General features: G+C 72.4%; 21 protein-coding genes. 8 read left to right on the top strand and 13 right to left on the bottom strand.

Going from position 1 to position 26744, the window contains the following annotated elements; genetic code table 11:
* The first annotated feature begins 13 nt into the window (after nucleotides 1-13).
* Entirely contained in the window at nucleotides 14-1009 is a 996-nt protein-coding gene (locus K4S16_RS27585; protein WP_149261933.1) for a hypothetical protein, read from the top strand.
* A gap of 14 nt (nucleotides 1010-1023) precedes the next feature.
* Here K4S16_RS27585 and K4S16_RS27590 read toward each other — a convergent pair whose 3' ends face one another.
* The 4 genes from K4S16_RS27590 to K4S16_RS27605 form a co-directional block, all read right to left on the bottom strand.
* Nucleotides 1024-1959 (bottom strand): DUF4231 domain-containing protein, encoded by a 936-nt coding sequence (locus K4S16_RS27590; RefSeq protein ID WP_149261934.1) that lies wholly within the window; start codon nucleotides 1957-1959, stop codon nucleotides 1024-1026.
* The gene (locus K4S16_RS27595; RefSeq protein ID WP_149261935.1) at nucleotides 1956-3131 is read right to left on the bottom strand and encodes a hypothetical protein; all 1176 of its coding nucleotides are present in this window, start codon (nucleotides 3129-3131) and stop codon (nucleotides 1956-1958) included. The genes K4S16_RS27590 and K4S16_RS27595 overlap by 4 nt, the downstream gene beginning before the upstream one ends.
* Before the next feature lie 1175 nt (nucleotides 3132-4306).
* On the bottom strand, nucleotides 4307-5695 hold the full coding sequence (locus K4S16_RS27600; RefSeq protein ID WP_149261936.1) for a serine hydrolase: 1389 nt from the start codon (nucleotides 5693-5695) through the stop codon (nucleotides 4307-4309).
* Between the two features lie 209 nt (nucleotides 5696-5904).
* Nucleotides 5905-6396, bottom strand: coding sequence for a MarR family winged helix-turn-helix transcriptional regulator (locus K4S16_RS27605; protein WP_149261937.1), 492 nt, complete (start codon nucleotides 6394-6396; stop codon nucleotides 5905-5907).
* 40 nt (nucleotides 6397-6436) lie between these two features.
* Here K4S16_RS27605 and K4S16_RS27610 point away from each other — a divergent pair, with 40 nt between their 5' ends.
* On the top strand, nucleotides 6437-7060 hold the full coding sequence (locus K4S16_RS27610; RefSeq protein ID WP_149261938.1) for a DsbA family protein: 624 nt from the start codon (nucleotides 6437-6439) through the stop codon (nucleotides 7058-7060).
* Entirely contained in the window at nucleotides 7041-8312 is a 1272-nt protein-coding gene (locus K4S16_RS27615; RefSeq protein ID WP_149261939.1) for an MFS transporter, read from the top strand. The genes K4S16_RS27610 and K4S16_RS27615 overlap by 20 nt, the downstream gene beginning before the upstream one ends.
* A gap of 109 nt (nucleotides 8313-8421) precedes the next feature.
* On the opposite strand, the gene K4S16_RS27620 is transcribed toward K4S16_RS27615, so the two are convergent.
* From K4S16_RS27620 to K4S16_RS27630, 3 genes are read right to left on the bottom strand one after another with little or no spacing between them, the layout of a single operon-like run.
* Entirely contained in the window at nucleotides 8422-9084 is a 663-nt protein-coding gene (locus tag K4S16_RS27620; protein WP_149261940.1) for a response regulator transcription factor, read from the bottom strand.
* Entirely contained in the window at nucleotides 9081-10211 is a 1131-nt protein-coding gene (locus K4S16_RS27625) for a sensor histidine kinase (RefSeq protein WP_235037110.1), read from the bottom strand. Before K4S16_RS27625 ends, K4S16_RS27620 begins: the two co-directional genes overlap by 4 nt.
* A 20-nt stretch (nucleotides 10212-10231) precedes the next feature.
* Complete coding sequence (locus K4S16_RS27630) at nucleotides 10232-10846, bottom strand: hypothetical protein (RefSeq protein ID WP_149261942.1); 615 nt, start codon at nucleotides 10844-10846, stop codon at nucleotides 10232-10234.
* Between the two features lie 258 nt (nucleotides 10847-11104).
* Between K4S16_RS27630 and K4S16_RS45225 the strand changes: the two genes are divergently transcribed.
* Nucleotides 11105-12649, top strand: coding sequence for a serine/threonine-protein kinase (locus K4S16_RS45225; protein WP_200842155.1), 1545 nt, complete (start codon nucleotides 11105-11107; stop codon nucleotides 12647-12649).
* A gap of 32 nt (nucleotides 12650-12681) precedes the next feature.
* On the opposite strand, the gene K4S16_RS27640 is transcribed toward K4S16_RS45225, so the two are convergent.
* Together K4S16_RS27640 and K4S16_RS27645 are read right to left on the bottom strand one after the other, a co-directional pair.
* The gene (locus tag K4S16_RS27640; RefSeq protein WP_200842156.1) at nucleotides 12682-13551 is read right to left on the bottom strand and encodes an alpha/beta fold hydrolase; all 870 of its coding nucleotides are present in this window, start codon (nucleotides 13549-13551) and stop codon (nucleotides 12682-12684) included.
* The gene (locus tag K4S16_RS27645) at nucleotides 13523-14017 is read right to left on the bottom strand and encodes a hypothetical protein (protein WP_149261943.1); all 495 of its coding nucleotides are present in this window, start codon (nucleotides 14015-14017) and stop codon (nucleotides 13523-13525) included. Before K4S16_RS27645 ends, K4S16_RS27640 begins: the two co-directional genes overlap by 29 nt.
* Before the next feature lie 84 nt (nucleotides 14018-14101).
* Between K4S16_RS27645 and K4S16_RS27650 the strand changes: the two genes are divergently transcribed.
* The gene (locus K4S16_RS27650; protein WP_149261944.1) at nucleotides 14102-15133 is read left to right on the top strand and encodes a dipeptidase; all 1032 of its coding nucleotides are present in this window, start codon (nucleotides 14102-14104) and stop codon (nucleotides 15131-15133) included.
* 54 nt (nucleotides 15134-15187) lie between these two features.
* Here the strand turns inward: K4S16_RS27650 and K4S16_RS27655 are convergent, their stop codons facing one another.
* Both K4S16_RS27655 and K4S16_RS27660 read right to left on the bottom strand, forming a co-directional pair.
* Entirely contained in the window at nucleotides 15188-16699 is a 1512-nt protein-coding gene (locus tag K4S16_RS27655; protein ID WP_160161053.1) for an RtcB family protein, read from the bottom strand.
* 179 nt (nucleotides 16700-16878) lie between these two features.
* Nucleotides 16879-17598, bottom strand: a complete 720-nt coding sequence (locus K4S16_RS27660) for a hypothetical protein (protein ID WP_149261946.1) — start codon at nucleotides 17596-17598, stop codon at nucleotides 16879-16881.
* A gap of 621 nt (nucleotides 17599-18219) precedes the next feature.
* Between K4S16_RS27660 and K4S16_RS27665 the strand changes: the two genes are divergently transcribed.
* Nucleotides 18220-19128, top strand: a complete 909-nt coding sequence (locus tag K4S16_RS27665) for an FAD:protein FMN transferase (RefSeq protein ID WP_149261947.1) — start codon at nucleotides 18220-18222, stop codon at nucleotides 19126-19128.
* On the opposite strand, the gene K4S16_RS27670 is transcribed toward K4S16_RS27665, so the two are convergent.
* Both K4S16_RS27670 and K4S16_RS27675 read right to left on the bottom strand, forming a co-directional pair.
* The gene (locus K4S16_RS27670; protein WP_149261948.1) at nucleotides 19118-21187 is read right to left on the bottom strand and encodes an AAA family ATPase; all 2070 of its coding nucleotides are present in this window, start codon (nucleotides 21185-21187) and stop codon (nucleotides 19118-19120) included. The two genes, K4S16_RS27665 and K4S16_RS27670, sit on opposite strands and share 11 nt — an antisense overlap.
* Before the next feature lie 9 nt (nucleotides 21188-21196).
* Nucleotides 21197-23554: a LuxR C-terminal-related transcriptional regulator gene (locus K4S16_RS27675; protein WP_149261949.1), complete on the bottom strand. Its 2358-nt coding sequence runs from the start codon at nucleotides 23552-23554 to the stop codon at nucleotides 21197-21199.
* Between the two features lie 234 nt (nucleotides 23555-23788).
* Here K4S16_RS27675 and K4S16_RS27680 point away from each other — a divergent pair, with 234 nt between their 5' ends.
* The gene (locus K4S16_RS27680; RefSeq protein WP_200842157.1) at nucleotides 23789-24436 is read left to right on the top strand and encodes a TetR family transcriptional regulator; all 648 of its coding nucleotides are present in this window, start codon (nucleotides 23789-23791) and stop codon (nucleotides 24434-24436) included.
* Nucleotides 24437-24559: 123 nt separating this feature from the next.
* Nucleotides 24560-26689, top strand: a complete 2130-nt coding sequence (locus K4S16_RS27685) for an acetate--CoA ligase family protein (protein ID WP_149261950.1) — start codon at nucleotides 24560-24562, stop codon at nucleotides 26687-26689.
* Nucleotides 26690-26744: the final 55 nt, after the last annotated feature.

Below are 26744 nucleotides of genomic sequence, written 5' to 3' on the forward strand. Positions count from 1 at the left end.
AACGGGGTGTGTGATGACGGTAGAGGTCCCCGATAACGGCAGCGGGCCGAGGCTGAGGATCACTGGGGGGCAGCCGAACCTGTCGGCGACCGGCCTGGAGAAGCTCAAGGGCCTGGCCCGGCAGGCGCTGGAACGCCACACGGTGCAGTACGTCGCGTACTACATCCAGGGCAACCAGCAGTTCTGGCAGGACACCTTCGACTCCGAGGACGAGCCCGGCATCGACTCCCCGGACGACGCCAAGCGCAAGCGTGAGTCGCTGCACGCCAGCGGCCAGCAGTTGCACTACGTCGTGGCCCGCCTCGACAAGGCGTTCGTGCCGGTCCGGAGCGGCCGCCTGATCCGGTGCGTGTTCGACGTCGGCGACGGGGCGGTCTTCTACCACTCGCCCTTCGCCGGGGAGTACCTGGTGGGCGCGGTCCTCGCGGAGACACCGGCGGACGAGGCCGACGCCGCCATGGGGCAGTTGTGCGACCTGGTGCGGCTCGCCCGCGGCTACGGCGGCCATCAGAACCCGGGCGGTGCGCACACCGAGTACGACGTGGAGGTCGAGGAAGCCGACCTGGCCGACGACGAGCCGTACATCGACGAGCTCGGGCTCGGCGGGGCCCATCCGGAGCTCGGCGGCCACTTCCGCGCCGCGCTCAGCCCCGAGGCGCTGCACTACGTGATGTACCTGGAGGGAGCCGAGCCGGTCCGGTCGGCGGACCTGCTCCGGCATCCCAAGCTGGCGGCGCTGACCGTCCACACCAACCACGACACGCGCAGGAAGCACTACGAGCGCATCGGCAAGCTGACCTACATCACCAGCAACCGGATGGACCGCACCCTCCTCCCGCTGCTCGGCGGGGTGCTGCAGCGCGTGGTCCTCGACGTCGAGGCCGGCGCGCTGTACTACCGACGGCTGGGAGAGGACGACGCCCTGATCGGCGTGACCCTCGACCAGGCCAAGGTCGCCGTGGCGGAGGCGGCGATGAACACGCTCGCGCAGGCGATCGCCGACCGCTGAGACACGGACGCGGCTCAGGGCAGGGCAGGGGCGTCGTTTCCAGAGACCTTCGCCATCCATGCATCGTTCTGGGCGGAGATGACGAGCTCGCATTCGGCGACGAAGGCGTCATCGTCCCCGGTGGACGGGGCGTTCCGCTCGCGCCGGGCCAGCAGCCGGGTCAGCTGCTCGGCGGTCCTGGTGTACTCCAGTTGCCGGTACTCGTACTTGGCGGCGGCCGCGTGCGTGCCGACGGCGGCGGCCAGCATGGCGGACACGGCGACCCAGGCGGCGATCTCCCCCACCTGGAAGGCTCCCGCGACCGCGCCGACAACGGCGCCAGCAGCGCCCAGCGCGGACTCGATCCGGCGGACGATCCGGACGCTGCGGCCCATCCGCAGCGCCTTGGGCCGGTAGTAGCCGTCCACTTGCCCCTGAATCCGCTCGGTCACGTAGGAGCCGATGCCGGAGACCGCGGGGGGCGTCCGGGCGACCGGCTCGATGCCGGCGAGGCAGGGGAGCAGGTCGGTGCCGTCGGCTTCGATTCGTTCGGCCTCGTCCAGCAGCGGACCGGGGCCAGGCGCGCCCCGGTACCGGCCCGCCCCCGCCAGGTGGACGTACACCTCCGATTTCAGTGCCTCGGAGATCGAGCGGAGGCGCGTCCAGTCGCGGAGGGCGTCCGGCCCCGCGGACCGTGCGGTCAGCGGGACCAGCGCGGCGGCGACGGCGGCGCCGAAGGCGAGGATCTCGCCGAGCAGCCCGAAGTCCATCGTCTGGGCGGCCGCCGCGCCCATCACCGCAGCGGCCGCGCCGAGCACCAGGCTGGCCAGCCGGGTCCGGCCGATCAGCCGGTTGAGCCGGTCGGCGCTTTGCGACCAGACGCTCTGCCGGTCCCAGACCCGCTGGACCGCCACGGATCCGGTCGCCTCGCCCTGCACGTCGTTGCCTCCCTGCGGTCGCTGGGACGTCATCGGTCGGCACGGGGCCCGGAGGAGCGGACGGGCTGCTCGTCGCCGGGCCGGGGTGGAGTCGGCGGCACCCGCGCCTTCCCGGCACCGATGCGGCTCTTCCGGCGGGACGGGACCAGCCGGACGAGCCGGTCCCGGACGGCCGCCCAGGAGCCGGCGCGGTCGTAGCCGGCGTTGGTGATGGCGTGCAGCGCGTTGATGACGACGATCGCGGGCGCGACGGTCGCTACCACGCCGGGGAACAGCGGGGTGAGCAGGAGCGCGAGGGCGATCGCCGTGATGCCGTTCTGCTGCGCAACCGCCAACTGGGCGCGGTCATCGGCGTCCTGCCCGCGCGTCAGCGGAAGGCTGACGAGCGCATGCGCCGCGAACGCGGTCACGCCGAGCACGATCCCGGCGGCGAACAGCACCCGCACCGACAGCAGGAAGCCGACGCCGAGCACGGCCAGCAGCAGGGCGACCTGGGTCAGCTGCGCGAGCCGGCGTTCGAACGTCTCGGGGGCCCTGGCCAGGACCGGCCGGACGAAGAGGCCGATGAGCGCCACACCGAGCATCCAGAACTGGGAGACCGCCACGACGGCCGCGGCCAGCAGCAAACCGCAGCCGACCGCGAAGCCGGTGACCGTGCCCGGACGCCACCTCCGCAGCACCCACCACGACCCGCAGACCACCGCCGCGAAGGCCACGTTGGCGGCCACCCCGAGCAGAAAGGCGTCCAGGCCGCCGCCCTGGAGCGCGGCCAACTCGCCGGTGCGGTCGATGTCGTAGGCCGCCACCGCCAGCGTCGCGGCGTAGACGGTCAGCAGCGTCGTGACCGGATCGTCGAACGATGCCCACGCCAGCAGCAGCGTCCTGCCGCGCGAGGACAGCCGCGAGGAGTGCTGGAGCGCGGCGACCGAGAGCGGGTCGATCTGCGCGACCGCCACGCCGAGCACCAGCGCCTCGGGCCCGGGGAACAGCGCCACCATGACCAGCGTGATGATCGTGGCCTTGACCACCACTCCCACGGTGACCGCGAGCACCACAACGCGCAGGTCCGCGCGCATCCGCGCGTTGTCGATCCCGTGGGTGCTGCTGTAGAGCCCGATGGCGAGCAATGCCGTGACGGCGAGGAAATACGGATGGCCGTTGACCAGATTCTCGACCCGTCCGGCTCCGGCGGCACGGCCGGCCAAGGCGCCCAGCGCGATAATGGCGAGTGCAATGACAAATCGTCTGGCCGCCGGGCCGCGGACCATTCTTGGTGTTGTCATCCGGGATGACCCCTGTTCATAGCCCGTGGCCACCCCCTCACGGGCCGCATCGGCACCCACGATCTGCGTCACTACCGGGCCATTCGATGATAATCGGCGGACCCGGCCGGGGACCATCATTCGACGGAAGATGTAACCGCGCAGTATGTGATCTTGACGGCGGGTTGTCGATCATTGGAATGGCTCATTCGGAGCCGGAAAGCGGACTGCCGCCGGACGTGTCCCGATGGTCCGAAGGACCGCGATCGTCCATTGGCTGATCTGCCGCGCACCGGCGTAGAGGCGCTCCCAGCCGTCGAAGAGCCCGCCGCCGACGGCCGTGGGGACCACACTCTCGTACCACACCTCGCGCAGGAGGTCGGCGGTGCGGCTGACCACGGTGTCGCGGTGCGGCCGCCGACCTCGACCGGGACGCGTAGGACAGCAGCCTCATCTTCTCCTGGTCGGTGGTGCCGGGGACGGCCTGGAGATCGCCAGCCGCTGGCCCTCCAGGCCGATGTCGAGGCTCTCGTACAGGACGTGATCTCGCCGACGTCCGGATGCCGGAGGTCTTGCGGTCGATGTGCCGGCGGCGGACGCGGTCATGCCGGGCGTGAGCAAGACCGACCTGCGGCGCCACATATCGTCCGAAGATCCGCACGTGGCTGGGACGTGGACCGGCCGTCCGGGTGGAAGACACCCGCACAGGGTGCGGCCAGGCTCCTACAGGCATGGCTCGTCGGGGCCGCGCACGCTGGGGTGGTTCCTAAGGTGCGAACTCCTTGGCACCCCCAGCGACGCGGGCCGCGCGATTAGGTGATCGGGAAGCGGGATGGGATGGTTAGGCGAGCGTTGGGTGGGGTGGGGGGTGGAGCCGGTCTACGGCGGATCCCGTAGGGGGTACACAACATGGACGCGGGGCCCTACTCCCGGGCCGAGTCATCGGATCAGCACTCTCCGTGGCGGGCGTCTGCTCGATTTCATCGCCGTATCCCAAGCTTGCGCGCCAATGATGGCCGACCGGACAGGTTGGCCCGCGGTGTGAGTCACGATGCTTGAGCGATGCACGGAATCGACTGAGCCGGAGGCATCGACACTCGCGCGCTCACGCGCAGGGCTCAGGCCGGCGAAACGCGTCTGTCGGCTCGGCCCGTGTGGAGGTAGGCCGCATGCCCCTCTCCGTCGTCACCGAGGAACGCGAGCGGCGCGCGGACGCCGCGCTCGGGTTCGACCGGGAGCAGCGCATCGCCGCGCCAGGCGACCAGCTCCGTCCGGTAGGGCGCCTCGCCCAGCTCGGCGGTGATCCCGGTGGGAGTGCGCTCCAGCCAGACCCGCCCCTCCTCGTCCTGGCTCACCGCGGTCTCACACGTGCCCGACCTGTAGGTGCCGACGTACCGGGACGCGTCCAGCGGGGGCGCAGCCGGATCGGGCGCCGGCGGCCCGGGCGGTTCGACACCGCCGAGCTCGCGGAGCACACGGCCCGCGATCTCGCGGTACACCGGCTGCGGCGAGCCGCCGTTGGTGACGATCGCCACGGCCACGTCTCGCTCCGGCGCCGCGCGCAGGAACGCCGACTGGCCGATGGTGTTGCCGTCGTGGCCGAGGACGGCGCCGCCCGGAAGGTCGTAGAGCTCCCACCCCAAGCCCCAGGCGGTGCCCCAGCCGATGTCGGGCAGTCCGACCTGCGGCTGCCGCATGGCCCTGACGCTCGCCCGGCTCAGCACGGAACCGCCGTCCGGGCCGAGCCCGCCGGCAAGGTGCATGCGCGTGAAGGCCAGCAGGTCGCGGGGGCGCATCGCCAGCATCGACCCGGCCGGCGCGTTCGAGCGCGCCAGCGCCCAGACGGAAGCCGGCCGGAGCCGGGCGCCCGGCGCCTCCTCGATATGCCCCACCGCCGCGCGGTGAATGATCGCCTCGTACGGGTCGTTCGCGGCGTGGGTCAGGCCCAGCGGCGTGAACAGGTGCGCCCTCATGCAGGCGTCGAACGGCTTCCCCCGTACGACCTCGACGATCCGGCCCAGTACGCAGTAGGCGGCGTTGTTGTACGAGAACATCTCGCCGGGCTCGAACAGCTGCGGCACCTGGCGCAGGACGCCCAGGTACTTCTCCAGGCAGTCGTCGCCCTTGCCCGTGTCGGTGAAGACGTCCCCCTCGAATCCCGCGACGTGGCACATCAGCTGCCGCGCGGTGATCCGCTCTGCCGCCCGCTCGTCGCCGATCCGGAACTCGGGGAGATACGTCCGCACCGGAGCGTCGAGGTCCAGCTTCCCCTCGTCGACCAGCTGCATGGCCAGCGTCGCGGTCAGCACCTTCGTGATCGAGCCGATCTGGAAGAGGGAGTCGACGGTCGCCTCGACGCCCGTGGCCGTGTTCAGCATCCCGGCCGCGGCGTCCACCGTCTCGTCGCCGGCGCAGACCGCCACCGCCGCCCCGGGCACCCCGTTCTCGGCGAGCAGGTCCGCCAACCGGTGTCGCAGCCACGCACCGATCTCGTCCAGCTTCGACACCGGTGTCCTCCTTGCTCGACTCCCGACGAGCATAGGGTCGGCGAGGCCCCGGCTCTTCGTTCGCCGCCACCACGAGCGGCACGTCGTTTCGTGGGTTCGGCCAAGGCGTCGCGGCCCCCGGAACAGGACCACCCGCCCGCGTCCGGCGCTCAGGGGCCGCTGTCAATCGCGCACCGCTCGCTCGGCGGTCCGGCCGGACGTGAAAGTGCTCAATTGTCGAGGGACGAGGCGAGGCGTCGGAGCAGGGCGGCCAGTCGCTCCTGTTCCGGCGCGCTGAGCCCGGCCAGGACGCGGCGCTGGTTGTCCAGGTGGGCGGCCATGAGGTCGTCGGTCAGCGCGACGCCCTCGGCGGTGAGGGTGACGAGTCGTCCGCGCGAGTCGTTCTCGGCGACGGTCCTGCCGACCAGGCCGCGGGCTTCGAGCCGGTCGACGCGCTTGGTGATCGCGCCGGTGGTGACCAGGACGGCACGGCTCAGCTCTCCCGCGGACAGGGTGTAGGGCGCGCCGGACCGGCGCAGTGCCGCGAGGACGTCGAAGTCGCCGTTGCCGAGGTCCGCGGCGGCGAAGAGCGGGCGGAGCCGCTGGTCGACCGCGTCGGTGAGGCGGAAGAGCCGGCCGATGACCAGCATCGGGCTGGCGTCCAGGTCGGGGCGCTCGCGGTTCCACTGGGCGACGATCGCGTCGGTGGCGTCAGGGTCCATGGCGTTGATTATATCTTCCTTGGAAGTTATATTAGCTTCCATGGAAGATAATCTTGCGTCTCGGCAGGCCGTGCAGGTCGTGTGCTACTTCGACGCCAGCTGCCCGTTCGCCTGGATCACCTCCCGGTGGCTGCTCGAGGTCGAGCGGCTGCGGCCGGTCGACCTGAGCTTCCGGATCATGAGCCTGTCGGTGCTCAACGAGCACCGCGAGATCGAGCCCTGGTACCGCGAGTTCAACGACCGCGCCTGGGGCCCGGCCCGGGTGTGCACGGCCGCCGAGATCGGCCACGGCGCCGCGGTCCTGCGCGACCTGTACACCGCGCTCGGCACGCGCATACACGCGCAAGGCAACAAGGACTTCGACACGGTCATCCCCGAGGCCCTGGAGGAGTCGGGTCTGCCCGCATCGCTGGCCGAAGCCGCCCGCAGCGAGGAGTTCGACACGGCTCTGCGCGCCAGGCACAAGGCCGCGCAGGACGCCATGGGCGAGGAAGGCGGCACGCCTCTCATCACCCTCGACGGGGCGACGTTCTTCGGGCCCGTCCTGAACGCCATCCCGAAGGGCGAGCAGGCCGTCCGGCTGTTCGAGGCCGTGCGGACCCTCGCCGGGACGGGGCCGTTCGCCGAGATGAAGCGGGCACGGGGTGCGCTCGACTTCAGCTGACTCGAACGCGTCCACGCGCCGCCGCCTCTACGCCGCCGCACTCGTCGGGTCGGTCGGCGACGGCATCTACGTCCCGCTGACCATGCTGTTCGTTCATGCGCTGACGGGGCTGTCCCTGACGGCGATCGGTGCCGGCCTCAGCCTCGCCGGGCTGTGCGCGCTGGCGTTCATGCCGGTCGCCGGGACCCTCATCGACCGCATGGGGGCCAAGCGCGTGGTCATGTGCGCGCTGGTACTGCGCGCCGCCGGGTTCGCCGCCTACCCCTTCGCCGACACCTACCCGTCCTTCCTGGCGGTCGCAGTGGTGGTCGCGGTGGGGATGTGGGCCTCCACGCCGAGCCAGCACGCGCTCATCGGCGAGATCGCCCAGGGCACCGAACGCGACCGGCTGCTGGCCTGGGACCGCAGCCTCCGCAACGGCGGCATGGGGCTGGGCAGCATCGCGGCCGCCGCCCTGCTGGCGGTCGACGGAAACACCGGTTTCACCACGGCCGCGATGGTCCTGGCCTCGCTGTTCGTCCTGGCCACCGGGTTGGTGGCCAGGATCCCGGCCGTCCACGACGGTGCACGGCGACCGCCCGAGAAGCAGCAGGGATACCGGCAGGTGCTCACCGATCGGCCCTACCTGCTCATCGCCGCCGCCAACTTCCTGATCGCCTTCGGCTACACCGCACAGGCCATGGCGCTGCCGGTCTTCCTCACCCGCGACATCGGCCTGCCCGCCGCCCTCGCAGGAGGCGTGTTCGCGCTCAACACCGCGCTGGTCGCCGCGCTCGGCGTACCGGTCGCACGCCTCACCATGCGAGGGAGACGCCCCCGCACCTCGGCGCTCGGCGCGACCATCTTCGCGGCGTCCTTCGCCGCCTTCGCGCTCATCCCCGGACTCTTCGGCGGCACGACCGCCCTCGTCGCCGTCCTGGCGGTCGCGGTGCTCTACACCAGCGGCGAACTCATCCACTCCGTGCCCGCGCAGGGCCTGTCGGTGCAGGCCGCCCCCGACCACCTGCGCGGACGGTACCTGTCGGTCTACCAACTGTCCTGGTCGCTCTGCCGCACGATCGCGCCCCTGCTCCTGGGATTCCTGCTGGAGACGGGGTCATGGCAGCTGTGGGCGGTACTGGCGCTGATGGTCCTGACCGGGGCGATCATCTTGCTGTGCACCGAGCGCGCCCTGCCGCCGCACGCGGTCGGCATCCGTCCAGCGCCCGGCTCCCCGACCCTCGAGAACGCCGTGCAACAGGCCGGCGCCTAGAGCCGCTCGCGAGCACGGCACCGGTCCGCAGGTCTTGGCTCGCGGCGGCGGAGGCGGCCCGGGGGTCCTGGGACGCCGCGGTGGCCACGCGCCGCTCGCCACCGTGTCGTCACCGGGACCCCGGCACGACCAGGCCGCCCTCGTAGGCCGCGATCACGGCCTGCACCCGATCCCGCACGCCGAGCTTGGTGAGGATGCTGCTGACATGGGTCTTCACGGTGTGCTCACTGAGGACCATCGTGGCGGCGATCTCGGCGTTGGACTGCCCCAGGGCGATCATTCGCAGGGTCTCCCGCTCCCGGGCGGTCAGCACGTCGAGCTCTCCGGCCGGCGGCTTCGCGGCCGGAGACCGGGAGGTGAACTCGGCGATCAGCTTGCGGGTGACCGAGGGGGCCAGCAGCGACTCGCCGGCCGCCACCACGCGCACGGCGTGCACGAGGTCGTCCCGCCGGACGTCCTTGAGCAGGAACCCGCTCGCGCCCGCCCGCAGCGCTTCGAACACGTAGTCGTCGAGGTCGAACGTGGTCAGCATGAGCACCCGGCACGCCGTCTGGACCGAGACGATCCCGGCCGCCTCGATGCCGTCCATGCGGGGCATCCGGATGTCGAGCAGCAGCACGTCCGGCTCGTGGACGCGGGCCGCCTCGACCGCCTCGATCCCGTCCCCGGCCTCGGCGACGACCTCGATGTCGGGCTGGGCTTCGAGGATCATGCCGAACCCGGCCCGGACGAGTTCCTGGTCGTCGGCGACGACGACGCGCAGACCGCTCATGCCGCGCCCCCGAGCGGCAGCCGGACGACGACCTCGAAGCCGGGGCCGTCGGGGCGCGGTCCCGCCGAGGCGGTGCCGCGGCAGGCGGCGGCGCGCTCTCGGATGCCGATCAGGCCGTTGCCGCCGTGGGGAAGCGCGTGCGGCACCCCCTTGCCGTCGTCGGTGATGCGGATCATGAGTTCGTCGTCCTGCCAGTCGAATCGGATGTCGGCGCGGGTGGCTCCGGCGTGCTTGACGATGTTGGTGAGCGCCTCCTGGGTCACCCGGTAGGCCGCGACGTCCACGTCGCCGGGGAGCGGGACCGGGGTCCCGGTGACGGAGTGGTTCACGGTCAGCCCGGGACCCGCGACGTGGCCGGTGAGGTCGGGCAGGTCGGCGAGCGTGGGCTGCGGCTCGCGCGGGCCCTCGCCCTCCTTGAGCACGCCGAGCAGCCGGCGGAGCTGCACCATCGCGTCGCGCCCCGAGGCGGCGATCGCGTCGAACGCGGCCTCTGCGCGGTCGGGGTCGCTGCGCACGACGACCGGGCCGGCCTCGGCCTGGACGACCATGAGGCTGACCGCGTGGGCCAGGATGTCGTGCATGTCCCTGGCAATGCGCGCCCGCTCGCGTTCCGCGGCCCGCTCGACCTCGACCTGGCGTTCGCGCTGGAGCTGGGCCGCCCGCTCCTCCAGCGCGGCGGCGTGGCTCCGGGAGACGGCCGCGGCCCGGCCGACGGCGTAGGCGGCGACGAACAGCACGACGCCGCGCACCGCCGTGTCGGACGATCCGGTGAACGCGAGCCCGCCGGCGGTGGCGACGGCCAGCGCGATCATGCGCGGCCACCGGGAGGCGTAGGCGGCGGTGGAGTAGATCGCCACCAGGGCGCCGTACCAGACCGGCTGGGCGGCGACCCGGTCCGACAGGTCGTAGAGGGAGACGGTGACGAGGACGACCATGAGCACGGCCACCGGCGCGCGCCGCCGCCACACCAGGGGTACGGCCGCCGCGAGCACGACGGCGTACCCCCACCAGCTCCACGATCCCGGGCTGGAGAGAAGCGGCCAGAGCTGGGCCGCCAGGACGAGCGCGGCGAGCGCCAGGTCCAGCCGGCGTGCCGGGATGGCGCGCAGCCGGTCGAGAAGGGACACGACTCGGCATTCTCCCCTCATCACGCGGCGGCCGGCACGGCGGACTCGTCCACGCGGTGCCGGCCGCCGGCCGGGCGGGACGCGCGGGAGACGCGGGCCAGCGCCAGGAAGGAGATCAGCAGGCAGGCGGCGCCCAGCGGCATGAGGTCCTTCTCCACGAACGGCACCAGGACGTCGGCGATCACCAGGACGGGCATCCACGCCTTGACACGGCGCTGGATCGCCAGCTGGAGGACCAGTCCGATCTGGGCGACGAAGAACAGCAGCGGCCCGAAGCCGTAGACGACCTGCTGTACCCCGGGAACCGACTGGACCTGATCGAACAACACGTCCATCGCGGCGTGGTCGGCCGACCGGAACCCCACGACGAGGTCGATGGTGAACTGGGCGATCAGCGTGGTGATGCCGATGTATCCGGCGGCGACCAGTCCGGTGGCCAGGCGTCCGCGACCGGCCAGCCTCCGGATCTCATGGAACGTCATGGCGAAGAACACCAGGGCGCCGATGAAGGCCAGGTGGCCGGTGGTCCAGGCGAGCCCGGGACCACGGCTGCCGTCCAGGCCGTCCAGGATGCGGATCACGCCGTAGGTGAAGGTGAGGACGGGGGCGGCGACGAAGGCGATGCGGGGGTTCATCTCGTTTGCTCCTTTGGTGGTGATGACCTCCGCAATCCTGGTTTCCCGCGGCTGCGTGGACATCGCCGGAGCGAGCGAACTCTCACCTCCATCGCGAGAGGGGTCCGTCAAGCCGGACGGGGTCTCAAGAGCGGCGTCCAGCCCGATCGGTCCCGCGGCCTGCGACCGCGGGGTCGCCATGCGACCAAACAGACAGTGATGTCTGCCAGTTGGTCGGATCAGCTTCTTCCGAACGTTCCGGGCCGATAGGTTCTGATCATGGGCTGGGACGACGAGGGGGTACTGGCGGGCCGGTACCGGAATCTCGGCCGGATCGGCCAGGGCGGCATGGGCGCGGTGTGGCGCGCCCATGACCTCGACCTCGACCGCGAGGTCGCCGTCAAGGAGCTCCGGGTGCCCGAACAGGCCACCGACCAGGAGCGGCGCGTCTGGTACGCCCGGATGGAACGCGAGGCACGCGCCGCGGCCCGCCTGAGGCACAACGGCATCGTGACCGTCTACGACCGGGTGATGGGCGACGACGGCCGGCCCTGGATCGTCATGGAACTGGTCCGCGGCCGTTCCCTCGAACAGCTGCTGGCCGAGGAGAAGACGCTTCCCCAGAACCAGGTCGCCGCGATCGGGCTCGCGATGCTGGACGCCCTCTCGGCCGCCCACGCGCAGGGCGTCGTCCACCGCGACGTCAAGCCCGCCAACGTGCTCCTCGAAGGCGACCGGGTCCTCCTCACCGACTTCGGCATCGCCGCACTGGAGGGCGACGTCACCATCACCCGTTCGGGCATGGTGCTGGGCACGCCCGCCTACATGTCCCCCGAACAGGTCGAGGGCAAGGCCGTCACCCCCGCTTCGGACCTGTGGTCCCTGGCCGCCACCCTGTACGCGGCGGTCGAGGGCCGCCGCCCGTTCGACGGCCCCAGCCACGGAGCCGTCTTCGTCGCGATCGCCACCGGGCAGTTGCCCCCTCCCCAGTGCGGCGGCCCGCTGGCGCAGGTCCTGAACGGCCTGCTGCGCAAGAACCCGGACGAACGGCTCTCCCCCGCCCAGGTCCGCGACCTGCTCAACGCCGTCCTGGCCCCCACCGCCGAGACCGCGGCCGACACCGGACCGCCCTTTCCTCACCGGCCGCCCCGCACCGCGCTCCTACAGCCGCCCATCAGCGAGATCCCGGTCCTGCGCTACCGGACAGTCCTCGTCAGAGTCGCCCTCCTGTGCACCGCGCTCGCCCTCCTGACCTTCCTGAAAGGGCCCTGGGCGGGAGACAGCGACATGCTTCCCCTCCCGCTCTTTTGGGGCTCATACAAATCGATCATCCTGCTGGTGCCCGTGGTCGTGGCGTTCATTTTCATGTGCGGGCTGTGGTTCCTGCCGCACAGACCGACCCTCGTCCTCGCCCTCGTGTTCACGATCCTCGGCGGCGTTCATATAGAAGCCCTCATCGTGGAGGGCCATGGTCGGGACGACCCCGTCCCGGTCATCGAGCCCAGCGGCGAATTCGGAATCTCCTGGGTGCTGAGCACGCTCGCGTTCATGTTCGCCTTCATCGCGGCGAACCCCTCACTTGCCGCACGGGTGACGGACCCGCCCGCCCGTCATGCCCTGCTCACCATGGTTGTGCTCGTCGAAGGCATGGTGGCCCTGCTCTGGGTCGTGCCCCTCTACGAGGTGGCAGGGTCGGGGCTGGACCTGGACTCGGACGACAACGCCCCCCTCATCGCCCCTCTCATGCTGCTGGGCCTGCTCTGGCTCTGCGTCCAGCCGTTCATCTGGTCGAGCAAGGTCAGAGCCGAGTTCTCCCGCCACTAGAGGGGCTTGCCGCCGAGGGGCGCGGCAGTCCCTCAGGCGCCTTGCCCGGTGGGCTGCGACCGGAGGCTCAGGACGGCCTGGGCGATCTGCTCGGGTTGTTCGGCGACCATGTTGTGGCTGGCGGCCAGGTCGAGGACGCGCAGGTGCGGCCGGTCGGCGGTGAGGGGCAACAGGTCGCGGCGGATGCCCGCGCGCTGCGCCGTCATGAGGTCGCCGACGCGGCCCGGCAGGCCGGGCAGGTTCTCGGTGGCCAGGACGAACAGTGCCGGGCAGCGGATGCCGGCCACCGCCGCGACGCTGTCCTGGAAGCGGGGGTCGTATCTGATCTGCCCGGCCAGCGCGGCGCCCGGCCGCAGGTAGACGCCCTCATCGAGGGTGCGCAGCGACCGCTGGGGATACATCGCCGCGTGGGCCTCGCTCAGCGGCTGGGCCATCGCCTCGGCCTGCGCGTCGAAGATGGTCTGCACTTCCGCCAGGAGCGCGGCCAGTTCGTCCTGCTCGATGCCCGCGTAGTGCCGTGGGTCGGTCTCGGCCGAGCGCAGGCCGTCGAGGTTGACGATCCCGGGCCCGTCCGGGTGGCGCAGCGCCCACTGCACCGCGACCATGCCGCCGAGTGAGTGGCCCACCAGGACCGGAGCGTCCAGATCGAGATGGTCGATGACCGCTTGGACGTCGTCCAGGACCGCCTCCCACTCCCACGGCCCGTCGCCGGACAGCCCATGACCGCGCAGGTCCATGGCGACCACCCGGTGGGCGCCGGTCAGCAGCGGCGCGACCGCGTCCCAGTGCAGAAGGGTGCCGCCGAGGCCGTGAAGCAGCAGGACCGGGGTCCCGCTGCCGCCGTGGTCGCGGACGGCCAGCGGGACGGGACGGTCATCGATGATCGAGTCGTGCGATGGCACGGGTGTTCTCCTGGGGGCGGTCGAGCCGGTCGCGGATGGACGAGGTGGTGACGCCGCCGTCGGGATGCCGGTCGAGCTTGCCGCGCTTGACGAGGTCGTGGACGCCTTGCCGGGTGATGCCGAGCATCGCCCCGGCGGTGGAGTACGGCACGGCCTCGGCGGGGTGGACCATCGAGCGGGCCACGGCGCGCCCCACCGCGGTCCGCCACCACGAGGCCGACGGATCGAAGGCCGCGTCGCCGGGGAAGAACACCCCGACGAGCCGGGCCGCGGTCATGGCGGCCCGCTCCCGGTCGGGGCCCAGCAGTTGGGCGGCCCAGACCTCGGCCTCCACCCGCAGCCGCGCCCTGATGGGCTCGATCGGCTCGTCCGAGGCCAGGAGGATCTCCAGCGGATCGAGGATCCGCGTCTCCAGCAGCCGGACGAGTTCGGCCACCAGCTCGACATGGTCTTCCGTGGTCGTCACTTGACACAAGATAGCAAGTACTTGCTCTCAAACGTCAAGTAGTCCAGCCGGGAGATCCGGGCACGGCCGGTTACAGTGCCGGTCATGCCTGGCGACTTGCACGAGAGCGCGGTGGTGGCCGACGCGCACAACGACCTGCTGATGGCGGTGGTGGCACGCCCGCCCGCCCGTTGGGCGTCCTTCTTCAGGGAGCGGTGGCTGCCGCAGCTCCGCGCGGGCGGAGTCGATCTCCAGGTGCTCCCGGTGTTCATCGACGACCGGTTCAGGCCCGAGGGGGCGCTGCGCGAGACGCTCCGGATGATCGAGTGCGCGCACGCGATCGCCGAGGGGAACCCCGAGGACGTCCGGCTCTGCCTCGACGGCCCGCAGATCGACGCGGCACTGGACGAGGGGAAGATCGCGCTGGTCCTGGCGCTGGAGAGCATGCCCGGGCTGGACGCGAACGTCGAGCTCCTCGCGACCGTGCACCGGCTCGGCGTCCGGGTCGCCTCGATGGCGCACTGGGGGCGCACCCCGCTCGCCGACGGCAGCGGCGAGGACGCCACCGCGAGCCGCCTGACCGCCGCGGGCGTCGAGGCCGTGGCCGAGATGGAGCGGCTCGGCATCCTGCTGGACATCTCCCACCTGGGGGCGAGCGGGGTGGAGCACGTCCTCGAACTCGCGTCCCGGCCGGTGGTCGCCACCCATTCCAGTGCCCGCGCCCTACGCGACCACCACCGCAACCTGGCCGACGACCAGATCCGGGGCGTCGCGGCTACCGGCGGCGTGGTCTGCGTGAACTTCCTGCCGGGCTTCCTGACCGCCGACCCCTCCGGCTACACCGTCGCCCGGCTGGCCGACCACATCGACCACGTCGCGTCGGTGGCGGGCATCGACCACGTCGGCCTCGGCCCGGACTTCGTCCACGAGGTCTTCACCGACCTCACCCCGCCCTGCTGCGAGGACCCCGCGGCGAACGCCGGCTTCGACGTCATGGCCACCCTCCCCGGCCTCGCCGGCCCGTCCGGCCTGCCCCTGCTCACCGACGAACTCCTCGCCCGCGGCCGTCCCGAGCCCGACATCCGCAAGATCCTCGGCGGCAACCTCCACCGCCTCCTCACCACCCACCTCAACTGACCACCCGCCAAGGCGGTGGAACGCGCGGCAAGCGGAGGCAGGACGCCCGGCGGGTCAGCCCTTGACGGTCAGGAGGGGGCGTAGCTCGACGACCGGGGCCGCGACGTCCGCGCGGGCGAGGCTGGACACGACCGGGCCGATGTCCTTGTACACCCATGGCGCCTCCTGCTTGAGGTCGCGGCGCCAGGCGGCCATCACGTCCGCGCGGCGGGTGACCGCCGGGTCGCGGTGGTCGAGGGGCGTGACCACACGGAACTCCTTGAGGAACGCGTCGAGTTCGGTGTCGTTCGCGCGGGACGCCGCGCCGCGCGGCACTCGGCGGCCGGCGCCGTGGCATGCGCTGGCCAGGGTCCGCGGGTTGCCGTACCCGCGCAGGACGTAGCTGGCCGCCCCCATCGACCCCGGCACGATGACCGGCTCGCCCCACATCGCGTACGGCCCATCGGCCATGTCGGCGTACCCGCCCGCGGGTGTGGCGCCCTTGCGGTGCACCACCGACCCGTCGTCGTGCCGCCACAACAGGTTGTGCGGGGCGTCGTAGACGAGTTCGCCGGTGAGGGCGCCGCACTCGGCGGCGAGCCCCTGGCGCAGCATGAGCGAGAGGAAGAACCGGTTGCCGACCGCGAAGTTCGCGGCGTTGCCGAACGCGTCGAGATAGCGCCGCAGCGCCGCCTCGTTCCGCTCGCCGAGCAGGATGGGGAGGATCTTGTTATCCGGGGTCGGGACGTGCGCGGGCCACGCCTTCCTTGCCCGCTCCAGGCCGTCGGCGTTGGCCTGGTGGCCCAGCGACAGCGAGCCGCTGTGCACCATCAGCACGACCTGTCCGGGTTCGAACCCCCAGGCGTAGGCGGCCTGCCGGTCGTGGACCGACGCGACGTACTGCAGTTCGGCGAAGTGGTTGCCGCCGCCGACGCTGCCGATGATGCTGTCGTAGCTGGTGCCGCCCGCACTGTCGATCCAGTCGCGGAACGGCTCGGCGGTCGCGGTCGGGTACCGCTCCCCGTGGGTCCTGCCCGGCCGCCCGTCCTCGGGCCGGCGCTGCGACCAGATTCCGCTCGCGGGGTCGCCCGGTACTTCGAGCAGGCCGGGCAGTCCGTCGCGCAGCAGGGCCTCCCGCTGGATCCCCGACAGCGCGATCCGCCGCCCTCCTTCGAAGAACAGGTGCCGCAGCCGGCCTTCCAACGCGTCCAGTCGGGGACGGACCTGGTCGACGGTGAGCGAGGTCGTCTCCAGCCGCATGCCGCAGTTGATGTCGTTGCCGACGGCCTGCGGGATCAGCGCCCCGCTGGTCCGGAGCACGGTGCCGATCGGGATCCCGGCACCCTTGTGCAGGTCCGGGGTGAGCGCGACGCGCTCGATGGCCGCTTCCTCGTCCCCGGTCGCGTCGGCGAGCCGCGCCAGGGTGTCGGCGGTCTGGAGCACGGTGAGGATCTCATCGACCGCGCTGGGCTCGATCGGCACGTCGGCGCCGGCGCAGATGTCGACGGGGGTGTCCCACCGGTTGGGGAGATTGAGCCAGTAGTCGTCGGTACGGACGAGGCGGGGATCCTGCTGGGAGGCGGTCATGGGCTTTCCTTGTGGCTGCCGGATTTCGGGCATGGGTCAGAGACGTGACCGTCCAGAGCGGACGCACGGGACATCGCCCGGTGGGCGACGGACTCCCCGAGGTTCAGCAGCCGCGAGGTGCGACGAACACTAACCAGGCCCCCACCGCCCGGCCAACCGAATATGTCCGACGACCGCGATCACTTGGCGGGCGGGTTGGGGGTGGAGTGTCGCCAGTACTGCTGTTTGCCGTTGTCTCGGACGACGACGCCGATCCGGGCCAGTTCGCGGCGCAGTTCCTTGACGACCTCGGCGGAACGCGAGCCTTCCATGGCCTCCGCGCGCACCTTGAGCAGCGAGTTCGCGTGCTCGGACAGGTCGGGGGTCTTCGGGACCCAGAGGCGGAAGTCGTCCAGGTAGGGATCACCGTCGGTCCAGGCGTAACCGTGTCCGGTGAAGGCCGCGGCGAGCTTCCGGGCGCTGAGGTCGCACTTCTCTCTGGCGATCTCCTCGCCCCCGCGGCCGAGCAGGACGAGATGGCCGCGGTCCCGGAAGACCGGGCCGACCCGGTCGCGGGTGATCTCCTGGACGTGGCCCGGCCGCCTGAGGACCACCCGATCGTCGGACACGGCGACCGAGACCTGCTCCAGGGCGTCGGAGAAGATCAGGCCGAGCCCGACGACGGCGCCGAGGGCGACCAGGCCGGCGGTGAGCCACGGCTCGGGGATCGAGACCAGCAGCCGGGCCGGTCCGCGCATCGGCGCCCACTCCAGGGTCGTCAACCAGTTCGCGAGCACCTTGACCAGCCAGCCGAGACCGGCCATGAGCGCCGCCGCCGCGATGTAGAGGGTCGTCCAAGCCCAGACGGGCCGGGCCAGCGTCGTCGGAGCTTCCGGGTGTTCCCACTGGTGCCGTCGCATGGTCAGGACCTCGTTGCCATCGCTTCGACCCGGCTCTGGGCAGCGCCTTCGCCGTGCCGTCGCAGCCGGTGGCCGACCCCGGCCAGAAGGAACAGCACGCCCAGCGGTTCGACGTTCATGATCTGGACGCTAATGACGCGCCCCAACGGCCCGCAGCCCACCAAAGTCGTCCGTCGGCCACCGAAGGTCGATCAAAGCGGGAACCAAGTGCGCAGGTTCGCCGGACGACACCTCCGTCTCGCGAGAATCCGCTGGACGGCGGGGCGGCGATCCCGCCGGGGGGGTGTTCGGGTAGCCGTATGGGGGTTTCTCCCCTCCCCGTTCCCGGCTGCCCGGAGCAGGCTGGTCATCGATGCGATCTCACAGCGACTCCCGCGCCGGGAAGAGTGAATCCTCGCCGGCGCCGACCGTCCCGCCCGTGCGCGCACGCACCCGATCACGCCGCGCGCTCACCGGCCGCGTCCTGTGGCGGATGCGGGGCCAGGCCGGCGCCCGGATCGCGATCTTCGACGGCCGCGGAAGCCGTCGCCCGGCGGGCAGGCTGGCACCGCGCGGTGGTCGGGCGTGCCCGTCGCGGCGGTGGCCGGCTGCGCGTTCCCGACTCGTCCTTGGAGCGGTTCGATGACCCACGGCACGGAGGACTTCCCTCTCTGGGGCGGTGTGGCCACCGTGATGGTGGACGACCCAGGCCGTCTCGGCGCGGCCCGCCAGGCCGTCGACCACGTGATCGACGACATCGACGCCGCGTGCGGCGCCTTCCGCGACGATTCGGATCTGGCCCGGGTCAACGCCGCCGCGGGCCGTCCGGTGCGGATCGGCTCCACCTTCCTGGCGGTGCTGTGGACGGCCCTGCACGCCTGCGACCTGACCGGCGGGCTCGTCGACCCGCTCGTCGGCGCCGACGGCGCCGGAAGCGGGGCGGTCGTGATCGACGACCCGCCCGGAACGGTGACGATCCCCGCCGGGACGACCCTCGACCTGGGGAGCATGGCGGTGGCGTTCGCCGCCGACCGGGCGGCCGAGTCCGCCGCCGGGCAGGCCGGGTGCGGCGTCTGCGTCTGCTTCCCCGGCAGCGTCGCCACCGCCGGACCGATGCCGGACGCGGGCTGGCCGGTCCGGGTGGCCGGCGGCCGCGGCCGAGGGCACCGCGGCGAGCCGTGGCCCGAGCAGGAGATCGTGCTGCGTGCGCCCGGGCTCGCCACCTACTCCCCGCCCGCGCCGGGCCGGGCGCCGGGCCACGGGGCCGGGCGGTCGCAGGTCGTCCCCCGCGCCGCCGGCGTGCGGCCGATCGTGCGCGAGCAGCACCCGTGGCATACGGTCTCGGTCATCGGCCTGGCCTGCGTCGCCGCCAAGACCGCCGGCATCGCCGCGCTGGCGTCCGGAAGCGCGGCCGCCACCTGGCTGGGGTCCCGGGAGTTGCGGGCCCGGCTGGTGGACGCCGACGGCCGGGTGACCACCGTGGGCGACTGGCCCGCCGGTCCCGGCCACCCGCCGGCGGTGCCGGCGTGCACCCCGGCACTCAAGTGCTGATCGCGTAGGCGACCGCGCCGTCCAGGCTCAGCTTCGCGCCCGCGGCGTAGGCCGCGGTGAACGCCCGTTCGCCGAGTTCCCGGCGGGCCCGGGCCTCGCAGTCCCGGTGGGAACGCGTGAAGGTCTGCAATCCGAGGGGCGGGATGTCGAAGGCCCGCCAGAGGCGGCCCGCCGCGCCCAGCAGCCGGGCGGCCCTGTCGTGGTCCCCCTGCGCGCAGGCGGCCCAGGCCAGCACCTCCAGGCACTGGCTGAGTCCCCACGAGTCGCCGATCTCGATCAGCAGGGTGGCCGCCCGGCACATCCTGGCCCAGGCCAGGGCGGGGTCCTCCTGCCACCAGGCCGCGTACCCCAGGGTGATCAGGGCGTACGCCTTGAAGATCTGCGCATGGTGGTCCTCGGCCAGGGCGAGGAGCTCCTCCCCCAGCGCCGCCCCCTCCTCCGGGCTGTGGGCGGCCACACCGAACGAGGCGGCGAAGTGCAGGTTCACGGCCACGGCGTCCAGATCGCCCCTCGCACGATGGCGGGCACGCGCGTCCCGCAGCAGCGCGTAACCGTCGCCGGTGTCACCGCGGGCCAGCGCCGCGATCCCGCGGGCCTGGAGGCAGAACGCGCCCGCCGCCTCGTCCCCGCACCCCTTGGCGGTGAGGGCGCATTCGTCCGCCCGCCGTTCGGCCGCTTCGAGATCATGCTGGTAGGCCGCGAACAGGACGTCGACCCACAGCGCCATGAGGCGGTCGTCGTCGGTCGGGCTCACCAGCCCGAGGGAGCGCTCCAGCCAGTGGCGCCCCTCGGAAAGGGCGCCCGCGAGCAGCCACGCCGACCACAGGGCGACCGCGATCCGCAGGCCGGACGGGTCGCCGGGCGGACGCATGCACAGATCCAGCGCCAGCCGGAGGTTGGGGATCTCCGCCAGCGCCGCCCGGTAGCGGTCGAACTGGTCGGGGACCAGCTGATCGATCCGGTTCCGCTCGGCCAGCCACCGGTAGTGGTCGCGGTACCGGCGGAACAGCGCCGGTTCGTCGTCGTGCGCCAGCAGCTCGCGCCCGTAGGCGCGGATGCTCTCCAGCATGCGGTAGCGGCTGCGGCCCGCGCCGCGGACGCTGATCAGGATGGACTTGTCGACCAGCCCGGAGACCAGGTCGAGGACGTCCTCGGGCTCGATCCCGTCGCCCGAGCAGACCGCTTCGGCGGTCTCCAGGTCCATCTCCCCGGGGAACACCGCCAGCCTCGTCCACAGCCGCCGCTCGCCGGGCGTGCACAGCCCGAAGCTCCAGTCCATGGTCATGTACAGGGCCCGGTGCCGCGGCGGGGCCGCGGTGTCGGGACGGGCGAGCAGGTCGAAGCGCCGGTCGAGCTCGTCCGCCAGTTCCTCCAGCGGCGTCGTGCGCAGCCGCGCGGCGGCGAGTTCGATGGCGAGCGGGAGACCGTCCAGGCGCCGGCAGAGCCGGGCCAGCGCGGGCGCGGTCGCCTCGTCCACCGTGAACCCCGGCCGCGCCTGGGCCGCCCGCTCGGCGAACAGGCGCACCGCGTCGCTGTGCGCGATGTCCGGCACGGCGGCGCCGGGGGCCGGGACCGCCAGCGGGGGCACCACCAGCACCTGCTCGCCCCCCACCCCGAGCGCCTGCCTGCTGGTGGCGAGGACGCGCAGCCGCGGCGCACCGCTCAGCAGCCGTGCCGCCAGTTCGGCGCACTCCGGCAGCAGGTGCTCGCAGTTGTCGAGGACGAGCAGGAGGCGCTTGTCGGCCAGGTGGTCCACCAGGGCGGGCAGAGACCGCCCGCAGGTGTCGCGCAGTCCCAGCGCGGCCGCCACCGACGTCTCCAGCAGACGGACGTCCCGCACCGCGGCCAGATCCACGAACTGGACCCCGGCCGGGAACCACGTCCGCAGCGTCGACGCCGCCTGGCGCGCCAGCCGGGTCTTGCCGACGCCGCCCGCGCCGGTGAGGGTCAGCAGCCGCGTCCCGGGCAGCAGGCGCCGCACCTCCGCGACCTCGTGGACGCGTCCGACGAAGGCGGTGCGGTCCGCGTCCCGGTCCGGCGCGATCTCACGTTCGGGCATGGCGCGCCGTCACCCCCCGGGCCCCGTGCCGGTCTCCCGCCCTCGGTCGTGGACCCATCCGGCGATCTGGACCCGGGAGTTGAAGCCGAGCTTGTTCATGATGTGCTCGATGTGGCCCTCCACGGTGCGCTGGGAGATCACCAGGGTGGCGGCGATCCCCTTGTTGCTCTCCCCCTCCGCCACCAGCCGCGCGATCTGCGTTTCCCGGGGCGTCAGCGGGGACGGTTCCTCGACGTCTTCCTCCCCCGCGCCCGCGGGCGCCGCCTCGTTCAGCGCGTAGGCGAGCCCGTCCTCGCCGGGAAGGCCCGCGCCGCGCTCGAACTCCGTACGGAACGCCTGCTCGCCGAGCGCCCGGCGCGTGTCGTCCACGCACGCGTCGTGGTACCGGACGAGGTGCCCGTACCCGGACAGGACCGCACCGACCGCCTTCCATACGGACTGGGCGATTCCCAGCAGCCGGGCCGCCCGCGCGTGCTGCTCCTCGGTGGCGGCGACCCAGGCCAGCACCTCCAGATTGACCCCGAGGCCGAGAGGATCGTCGAGCGAGCGGTTGAAGCGCAGGCTCTCCTGCTCCATCGCCGTGGCGCGGGCGGCGTCGCCCTGCCGCCACACCTCCACGCCCAGGGCCATCAGCGCGTACGCCCTGTGCCAGCCCTCCCCGTGGGCCTCGCACACCGCGATCCCCTGCTCGCCGATGGACACGGCGAGTGCCGAGTCGCCCAGGAAGGAGTGCGCGAGGGAGAGCCGGATCAGCGCCAGCGCCTGGCCCACCGGGTCCCCGGCGGCGATGTGGCGTTCCACCGCCTCCTCGTAGAGACCGATCGCGGCGTCGGCGTCCTGCCGGAACATGGCGATCATCCCGGAGTACAGGGCCACGTACCCCAGGACCTCGCCGCACCCGAGCCGCTCCCCGATGGCCCGGCTCTCCGCCAGCATCGCGGCGGCGCCGTCCAGGTCGCCCTGGATGATCGCCAGCCAGCCGTTGGACCACAGCGCCCTGGCGCGGGCCTCGTCGGCTCCGGTGTCCAGGGCCAGCGCCCGGTCCATCCAGCGGCGCCCCTCGGCCAGGTAGAAACTGGTGATCCAGTGGTAGAGCAGGTCGGCGCCCATCCTCAGGGCGGCCCCGACCTCGCCCGGGGCGGACAGGCAGTAGTCCAGCGCGGTGCGCAGGTTGGCGTGCTCGACCTGGAGCCTGTCGAGCCAGGCGATCTGGTCGGGCCCGAACAGCCGGACGCGCGCCTCGGCCGCCAGCCTCCCGTAGTAGTCGCGGTGCCGGCGCCGGAACCGCGCCGTCTGCCCGGCTTCGGCGAGCCGCTCCCGGCCGTACTGCCGGATGCTCTCCAGCAGCCGGTACCGGACGACGCCGTCATGGTCCTCACGGCTCAGGATCGACTTCTCCACCAGGGCCGCGATCAGGTCGACGACGTCCGCGCGGAGGATCCCGTCGCCCGAGCACACGTCCTCGGCCGCCTCCAGATCGCAGCCGCCGGCGAAGACCGACATCCTGCCCCACAGCACGCGTTCCGGCTCCGTGCACAGCAGGTGGCTCCAGTCGATCAGCGCGCGCAGCGTCTGGTGCCGCGGCAGCACCGCCCGCGATCCCCCGGTGAGCAGCCGGAAGCGGTCGTCGAGCCGGTCCAGCAACTGGTCCACCGACAGCACCCGGAGCCGCACCGCCGCCAGCTCGATGGCGAGCGGGAGCCCGTCCAGCCGCCGGCAGACCCGTTCCACCGCCGCCCGGTTGGCGTCGGTGACGGCGAAGTCGGGGACCACCGACCGGGCGCGGTCGGCGAACAGGTGCACCGCCTCCGACATCGGCTGCGGCCGGGCCGTCCCGCGCGGGTCGAGGCTGTTCAGCGACAGGGGCGGCACCGAGAGCGTCTGCTCGCCGGCGATCCCCAGGACGTGCCGGCTCGTGGCCAGGATCCGCAGATGCGAGGCCGAGCGCAGCAGCCTCTCGGCGAGCACCGCGCACTCGTCGTGGAGGTGCTCGCAGTTGTCCAGGACGACCAGCATGTGCTTGTCGCACAGGTGCTCGACCAGCACGTCCGCCGAGGGGCGATGGGAGTGGTCCCGGATCTCCAACGCCTCCATGACCGTCGCGGCCAGCAGCTCCGGCTTCTCCACCTCGGCGAGTTCGACCACCCACACGCCGTCCGGGAACGCCCGCCGCACGACCGTCGCCAGCCGCGTGGCCAGCCGCGTCTTGCCGACTCCTCCGACGCCCGTCAGGGTCACCATCCGCGATTCCGACAGCATGCGCCTGAGCTCGGCCAGTTCGTTCCGCCGCCCCACGAAGCTCGTCGTGTCCGCGGGCAGCCGCGACAGCCGATGCTCGCTCGCCGCGTTCGATACCGCTGAAGCCATCACCGCCCCGCACAGTGCGTCCGCACCGTGTCACACCCGATCGGCTCCCACCCTAACCACCTGATTCGCCGACATTCAGCAATGAACTGGTCAAAACGCAGCGGCCTCACGAGATAGCAGGACAAACAACTCAAACAGCTATCGACCGTCCCTTCGTCATCGAGCGGCCAGAGCGGGGGCCGGGACGGGCCCGGGCGCGCCCCTGGGGCGGTTCGGAGGCCCTAAACTGACGGTATGCCAGAAACCGTGCTGACCTCAGACGGCAGAGTCGCGGGCCGGCGTGCCAAGGCGACCCGGCAGCGGCTGCTGGAGCGCCTGACGGAGATGCTCGCCACCTCCCCCTACCGGGACATCACGGTGATCGACGTGGCCCGGCGGGCCGGGACGTCCCCCGCCACCTTCTACCAGTACTTCGCCGACATCGAGGCCGCCGTCCTCACCATCGCGGCCGACATGGCCGAGGCGGGCAAGCGGCTGCGCCCGCTCGTCGAGGACCAGCCCTGGACCGGGAAGTCCGGCTACGAGACGGCGCAGATGCTGGTCGACGGCTTCCTGGACTTCTGGCGCGACAACGAGGCGGTCCTGCGGGTGGTGGACCTCGCCACGATCGAGGGCGACGAGCGCTTCCACGCGCTGCGCGTCCGCATGCTCAACAACGTGATGACCGCGCTCGCCGCCGTGATCGCCGACGCGCAGCGGCGCGGGCGGGTGGCCGAGAACGTCAACCCCGAGGCGCTGGCCGGGGCGCTCGTCGGGATGCTGGCGCACAACGCCGCCCACCAGCAGGGCTACGAGTCCTGGGAGATCAGCGTCGCCGACCTGCGGGAGAGCATGGCCCAACTCGTCTTCTGGGCCGTGTCGGGCAGGCGCCCGCCCAAGTAGCCGGCCTCTGGGGGACGGTCCCGGACGCGCACGTGATCCGGCATGGCCGAGTACGGCCCTCTGTCACGAGGATGAATCTGACGCCCCATCAGATAGATGTCTCTTCGAGGTTAAACTGACGGTATGTCAGATCACAGCCCTTCTCGGGCCGAGGACATCGAGCGGGACGCGAGCGGCCGGGTCCTGGCGCTCCGCGACGAGGATCTCGGCGTGTTCTTCAGGCCGCGCACGCTCGCGGTCGTCGGCGCCTCCGACACGCCGGGGCGGCCGAACACCGCCGTCTACCGCAGGCTGCGCGCCTGGGCCGAGCGCGTCGGAGCCCGCGTCCATCCGGTCAACCCCGGCCGCGACCGGGTGGACGGCGAGCCCTGCCACCGGTCGGTGGCCGACGTGCCCGAGCCGATCGACGTCGCCGCCGTCCTCGTCGGCGATCCGTCGGGGGTGCTCGACGAGCTCGCGGCCGTCCGCGCCCGCTTCGCCGTGGTATTCGCGTCCGGCTTCGCCGAGCTGGGCGACGATGGCAGGAACGCCCAGGAGCGGATGGGACGGCTCGCGCTGGACGGGCCCCGGGTGCTGGGCCCGAACACCAACCTCAACGCGTTCGAGGAGTTCCGCGACGACCTCGACGGTCCGGCGATCGCGCTCATCTCGCAGAGCGGCCACCAGGGGCGTCCCATCTTCCAGGCGCAGGAGCTCGGCGTCCGGGTGTCGCACTGGGCGCCGACCGGGAACGAGGCCGACCTGGAGTTCGCCGACTTCCTCCGGCACTTCGCCGACCTGCCGGAGGTCGGCGCGGTGGCCGGGTACGTCGAGGGGTTCAAGGACGGCCGCACCCTGATGCTCGCCGCCGACCACGCGGCCCGGCGCGGCGTGCCGGTCGTCGTGGTGAAGGTCGGGCGGACCCGGGACGGCGCCTCGATGGCCGCCTCGCACACCGGCAAGCTCACCGGGTCCGACGCGGTCGCCTCCGCCGTGCTCGGGCAGTTCGGCGTGACCCGGGTCGACGGGCTCGACGAGCTGCTGGACACCTCCGCGCTGCTGGCCCGCGCGAAGCCGCCGGTGAGCGGCGGGGTGTGCGTCTACGCCATCTCGGGCGGCACCGGCGCGCACATGGCCGACCTGTGCTCGGCGGCGGGGCTCGATCTGCCCGAGCTGTCGGCCGCGACGCAGAAGGCGCTGCACCAGTGGATCCCCGACTACCTGCGGGTCTCCAACCCGGTCGACAACGGCGGCCATCCGGTCGGCGACTGGCGCGGCCGCCGCATCCTGGAGACGATCGTGGCCGATCCGGCGGTCGGCGTGCTGATCTGCCCGATCACCGGGGCGTTCCCGCCGATGAGCGACGTCCTGGCCCGGGACCTCGCGGAGATCGCCGAGCGGACCGACAAGCCGATCTGCGTGGTCTGGGGCTCACCGGCCGGAACCGAGCCGGCGTACCGGGACATCCTGCTCGGTTCGCGGCGGCTCGCGGTGTTCCGCACCTTCGCCAACTGCGTCGGGGCGGTGCGCGCCTATCTCGACTTCCACGAGTTCCAGGCCCGGTACCGGTCCCCGTTCTCCGACCTGCCGAGGACTCCCTCGCCGGCCGCCGCCGAGGCGCGGCGCCTGCTCACCGCCGGACCTGCCTCGGAGCACACCGCCAAGGAGCTGCTGCGCGCGTACGGGATCCGGACGCCCCGCGAGGAGCTGGTGGGCAGCGCCGCGGCGGCCGCCCGCGCCGCGGCGTCGATCGGGTTCCCGGTCGTCCTGAAGGGGTGCGGGCCGGGCATGGCACACAAGTCCGACCTCGGGCTGGTGCGGCTGGACCTGCGCTCGGCGGCGCAGGTGCGCGAGGCGTACCGCCGGGTCACCGCGCATGCCGGGGTCGACGCGGCGCTGGTCTGCGAGCAGGTGCGCGGCGGTGTCGAGACGGTCGTCGGCCTCGCCCAGGACGAGTTGTTCGGGCCCACGGTGATGGCCGGGCTGGGCGGGGTCTTCGTCGAGGTGCTCCAGGACGTGGCCTTCCGGGTCCCGCCGTTCGACGCCGCCGAGGCCCACCGGATGCTGGCCGGGCTGCGCGGGTTCCCGCTGCTGGACGGCGCCCGGGGCCGGCCGAGGGCGGACGTCGGCGCGCTCGTCGACGTGATCATGAAGGTGCAGCGGATGGGGCTGGAGCTGGACGGCGTCCTCACCGAGCTGGACATCAACCCCCTCGCCGTCCTGCCGAGCGGCGCCGTCGCACTGGACGCGCTGGCCGTCACCGCGCCTGCCTGACGACCTGTCAGTTTCACCGGTCGACCGCCTTCCGGAATCGGCGGCGCGCCGTTAC

It is taken from the genome of Actinomadura sp. K4S16 (genome assembly GCF_008327685.1).
GTDB lineage: Bacteria > Actinomycetota > Actinomycetes > Streptosporangiales > Streptosporangiaceae > Spirillospora.

Coding starts and splice junctions, on each gene's coding strand:
- K4S16_RS27665 (WP_149261947.1), top strand. CDS start 18,220: ATGACCCACGGCACGGAGGACTTCCCTCTCTGGGGCGGTGTGGCCACC.
- K4S16_RS27630 (WP_149261942.1), bottom strand. CDS start 10,846: ATGAACCCCCGCATCGCCTTCGTCGCCGCCCCCGTCCTCACCTTCACC.
- K4S16_RS27585 (WP_149261933.1), top strand. CDS start 14: ATGACGGTAGAGGTCCCCGATAACGGCAGCGGGCCGAGGCTGAGGATC.
- K4S16_RS27655 (WP_160161053.1), bottom strand. CDS start 16,699: ATGACCGCCTCCCAGCAGGATCCCCGCCTCGTCCGTACCGACGACTAC.
- K4S16_RS27685 (WP_149261950.1), top strand. CDS start 24,560: ATGTCAGATCACAGCCCTTCTCGGGCCGAGGACATCGAGCGGGACGCG.
- K4S16_RS27660 (WP_149261946.1), bottom strand. CDS start 17,598: ATGCGACGGCACCAGTGGGAACACCCGGAAGCTCCGACGACGCTGGCC.
- K4S16_RS27680 (WP_200842157.1), top strand. CDS start 23,789: ATGCCAGAAACCGTGCTGACCTCAGACGGCAGAGTCGCGGGCCGGCGT.
- K4S16_RS27620 (WP_149261940.1), bottom strand. CDS start 9,084: ATGAGCGGTCTGCGCGTCGTCGTCGCCGACGACCAGGAACTCGTCCGG.
- K4S16_RS27605 (WP_149261937.1), bottom strand. CDS start 6,396: ATGGACCCTGACGCCACCGACGCGATCGTCGCCCAGTGGAACCGCGAG.
- K4S16_RS27590 (WP_149261934.1), bottom strand. CDS start 1,959: ATGACGTCCCAGCGACCGCAGGGAGGCAACGACGTGCAGGGCGAGGCG.
- K4S16_RS27675 (WP_149261949.1), bottom strand. CDS start 23,554: ATGGCTTCAGCGGTATCGAACGCGGCGAGCGAGCATCGGCTGTCGCGG.
- K4S16_RS27670 (WP_149261948.1), bottom strand. CDS start 21,187: ATGCCCGAACGTGAGATCGCGCCGGACCGGGACGCGGACCGCACCGCC.
- K4S16_RS45225 (WP_200842155.1), top strand. CDS start 11,105: ATGGGCTGGGACGACGAGGGGGTACTGGCGGGCCGGTACCGGAATCTC.
- K4S16_RS27650 (WP_149261944.1), top strand. CDS start 14,102: ATGCCTGGCGACTTGCACGAGAGCGCGGTGGTGGCCGACGCGCACAAC.
- K4S16_RS27610 (WP_149261938.1), top strand. CDS start 6,437: ATGGAAGATAATCTTGCGTCTCGGCAGGCCGTGCAGGTCGTGTGCTAC.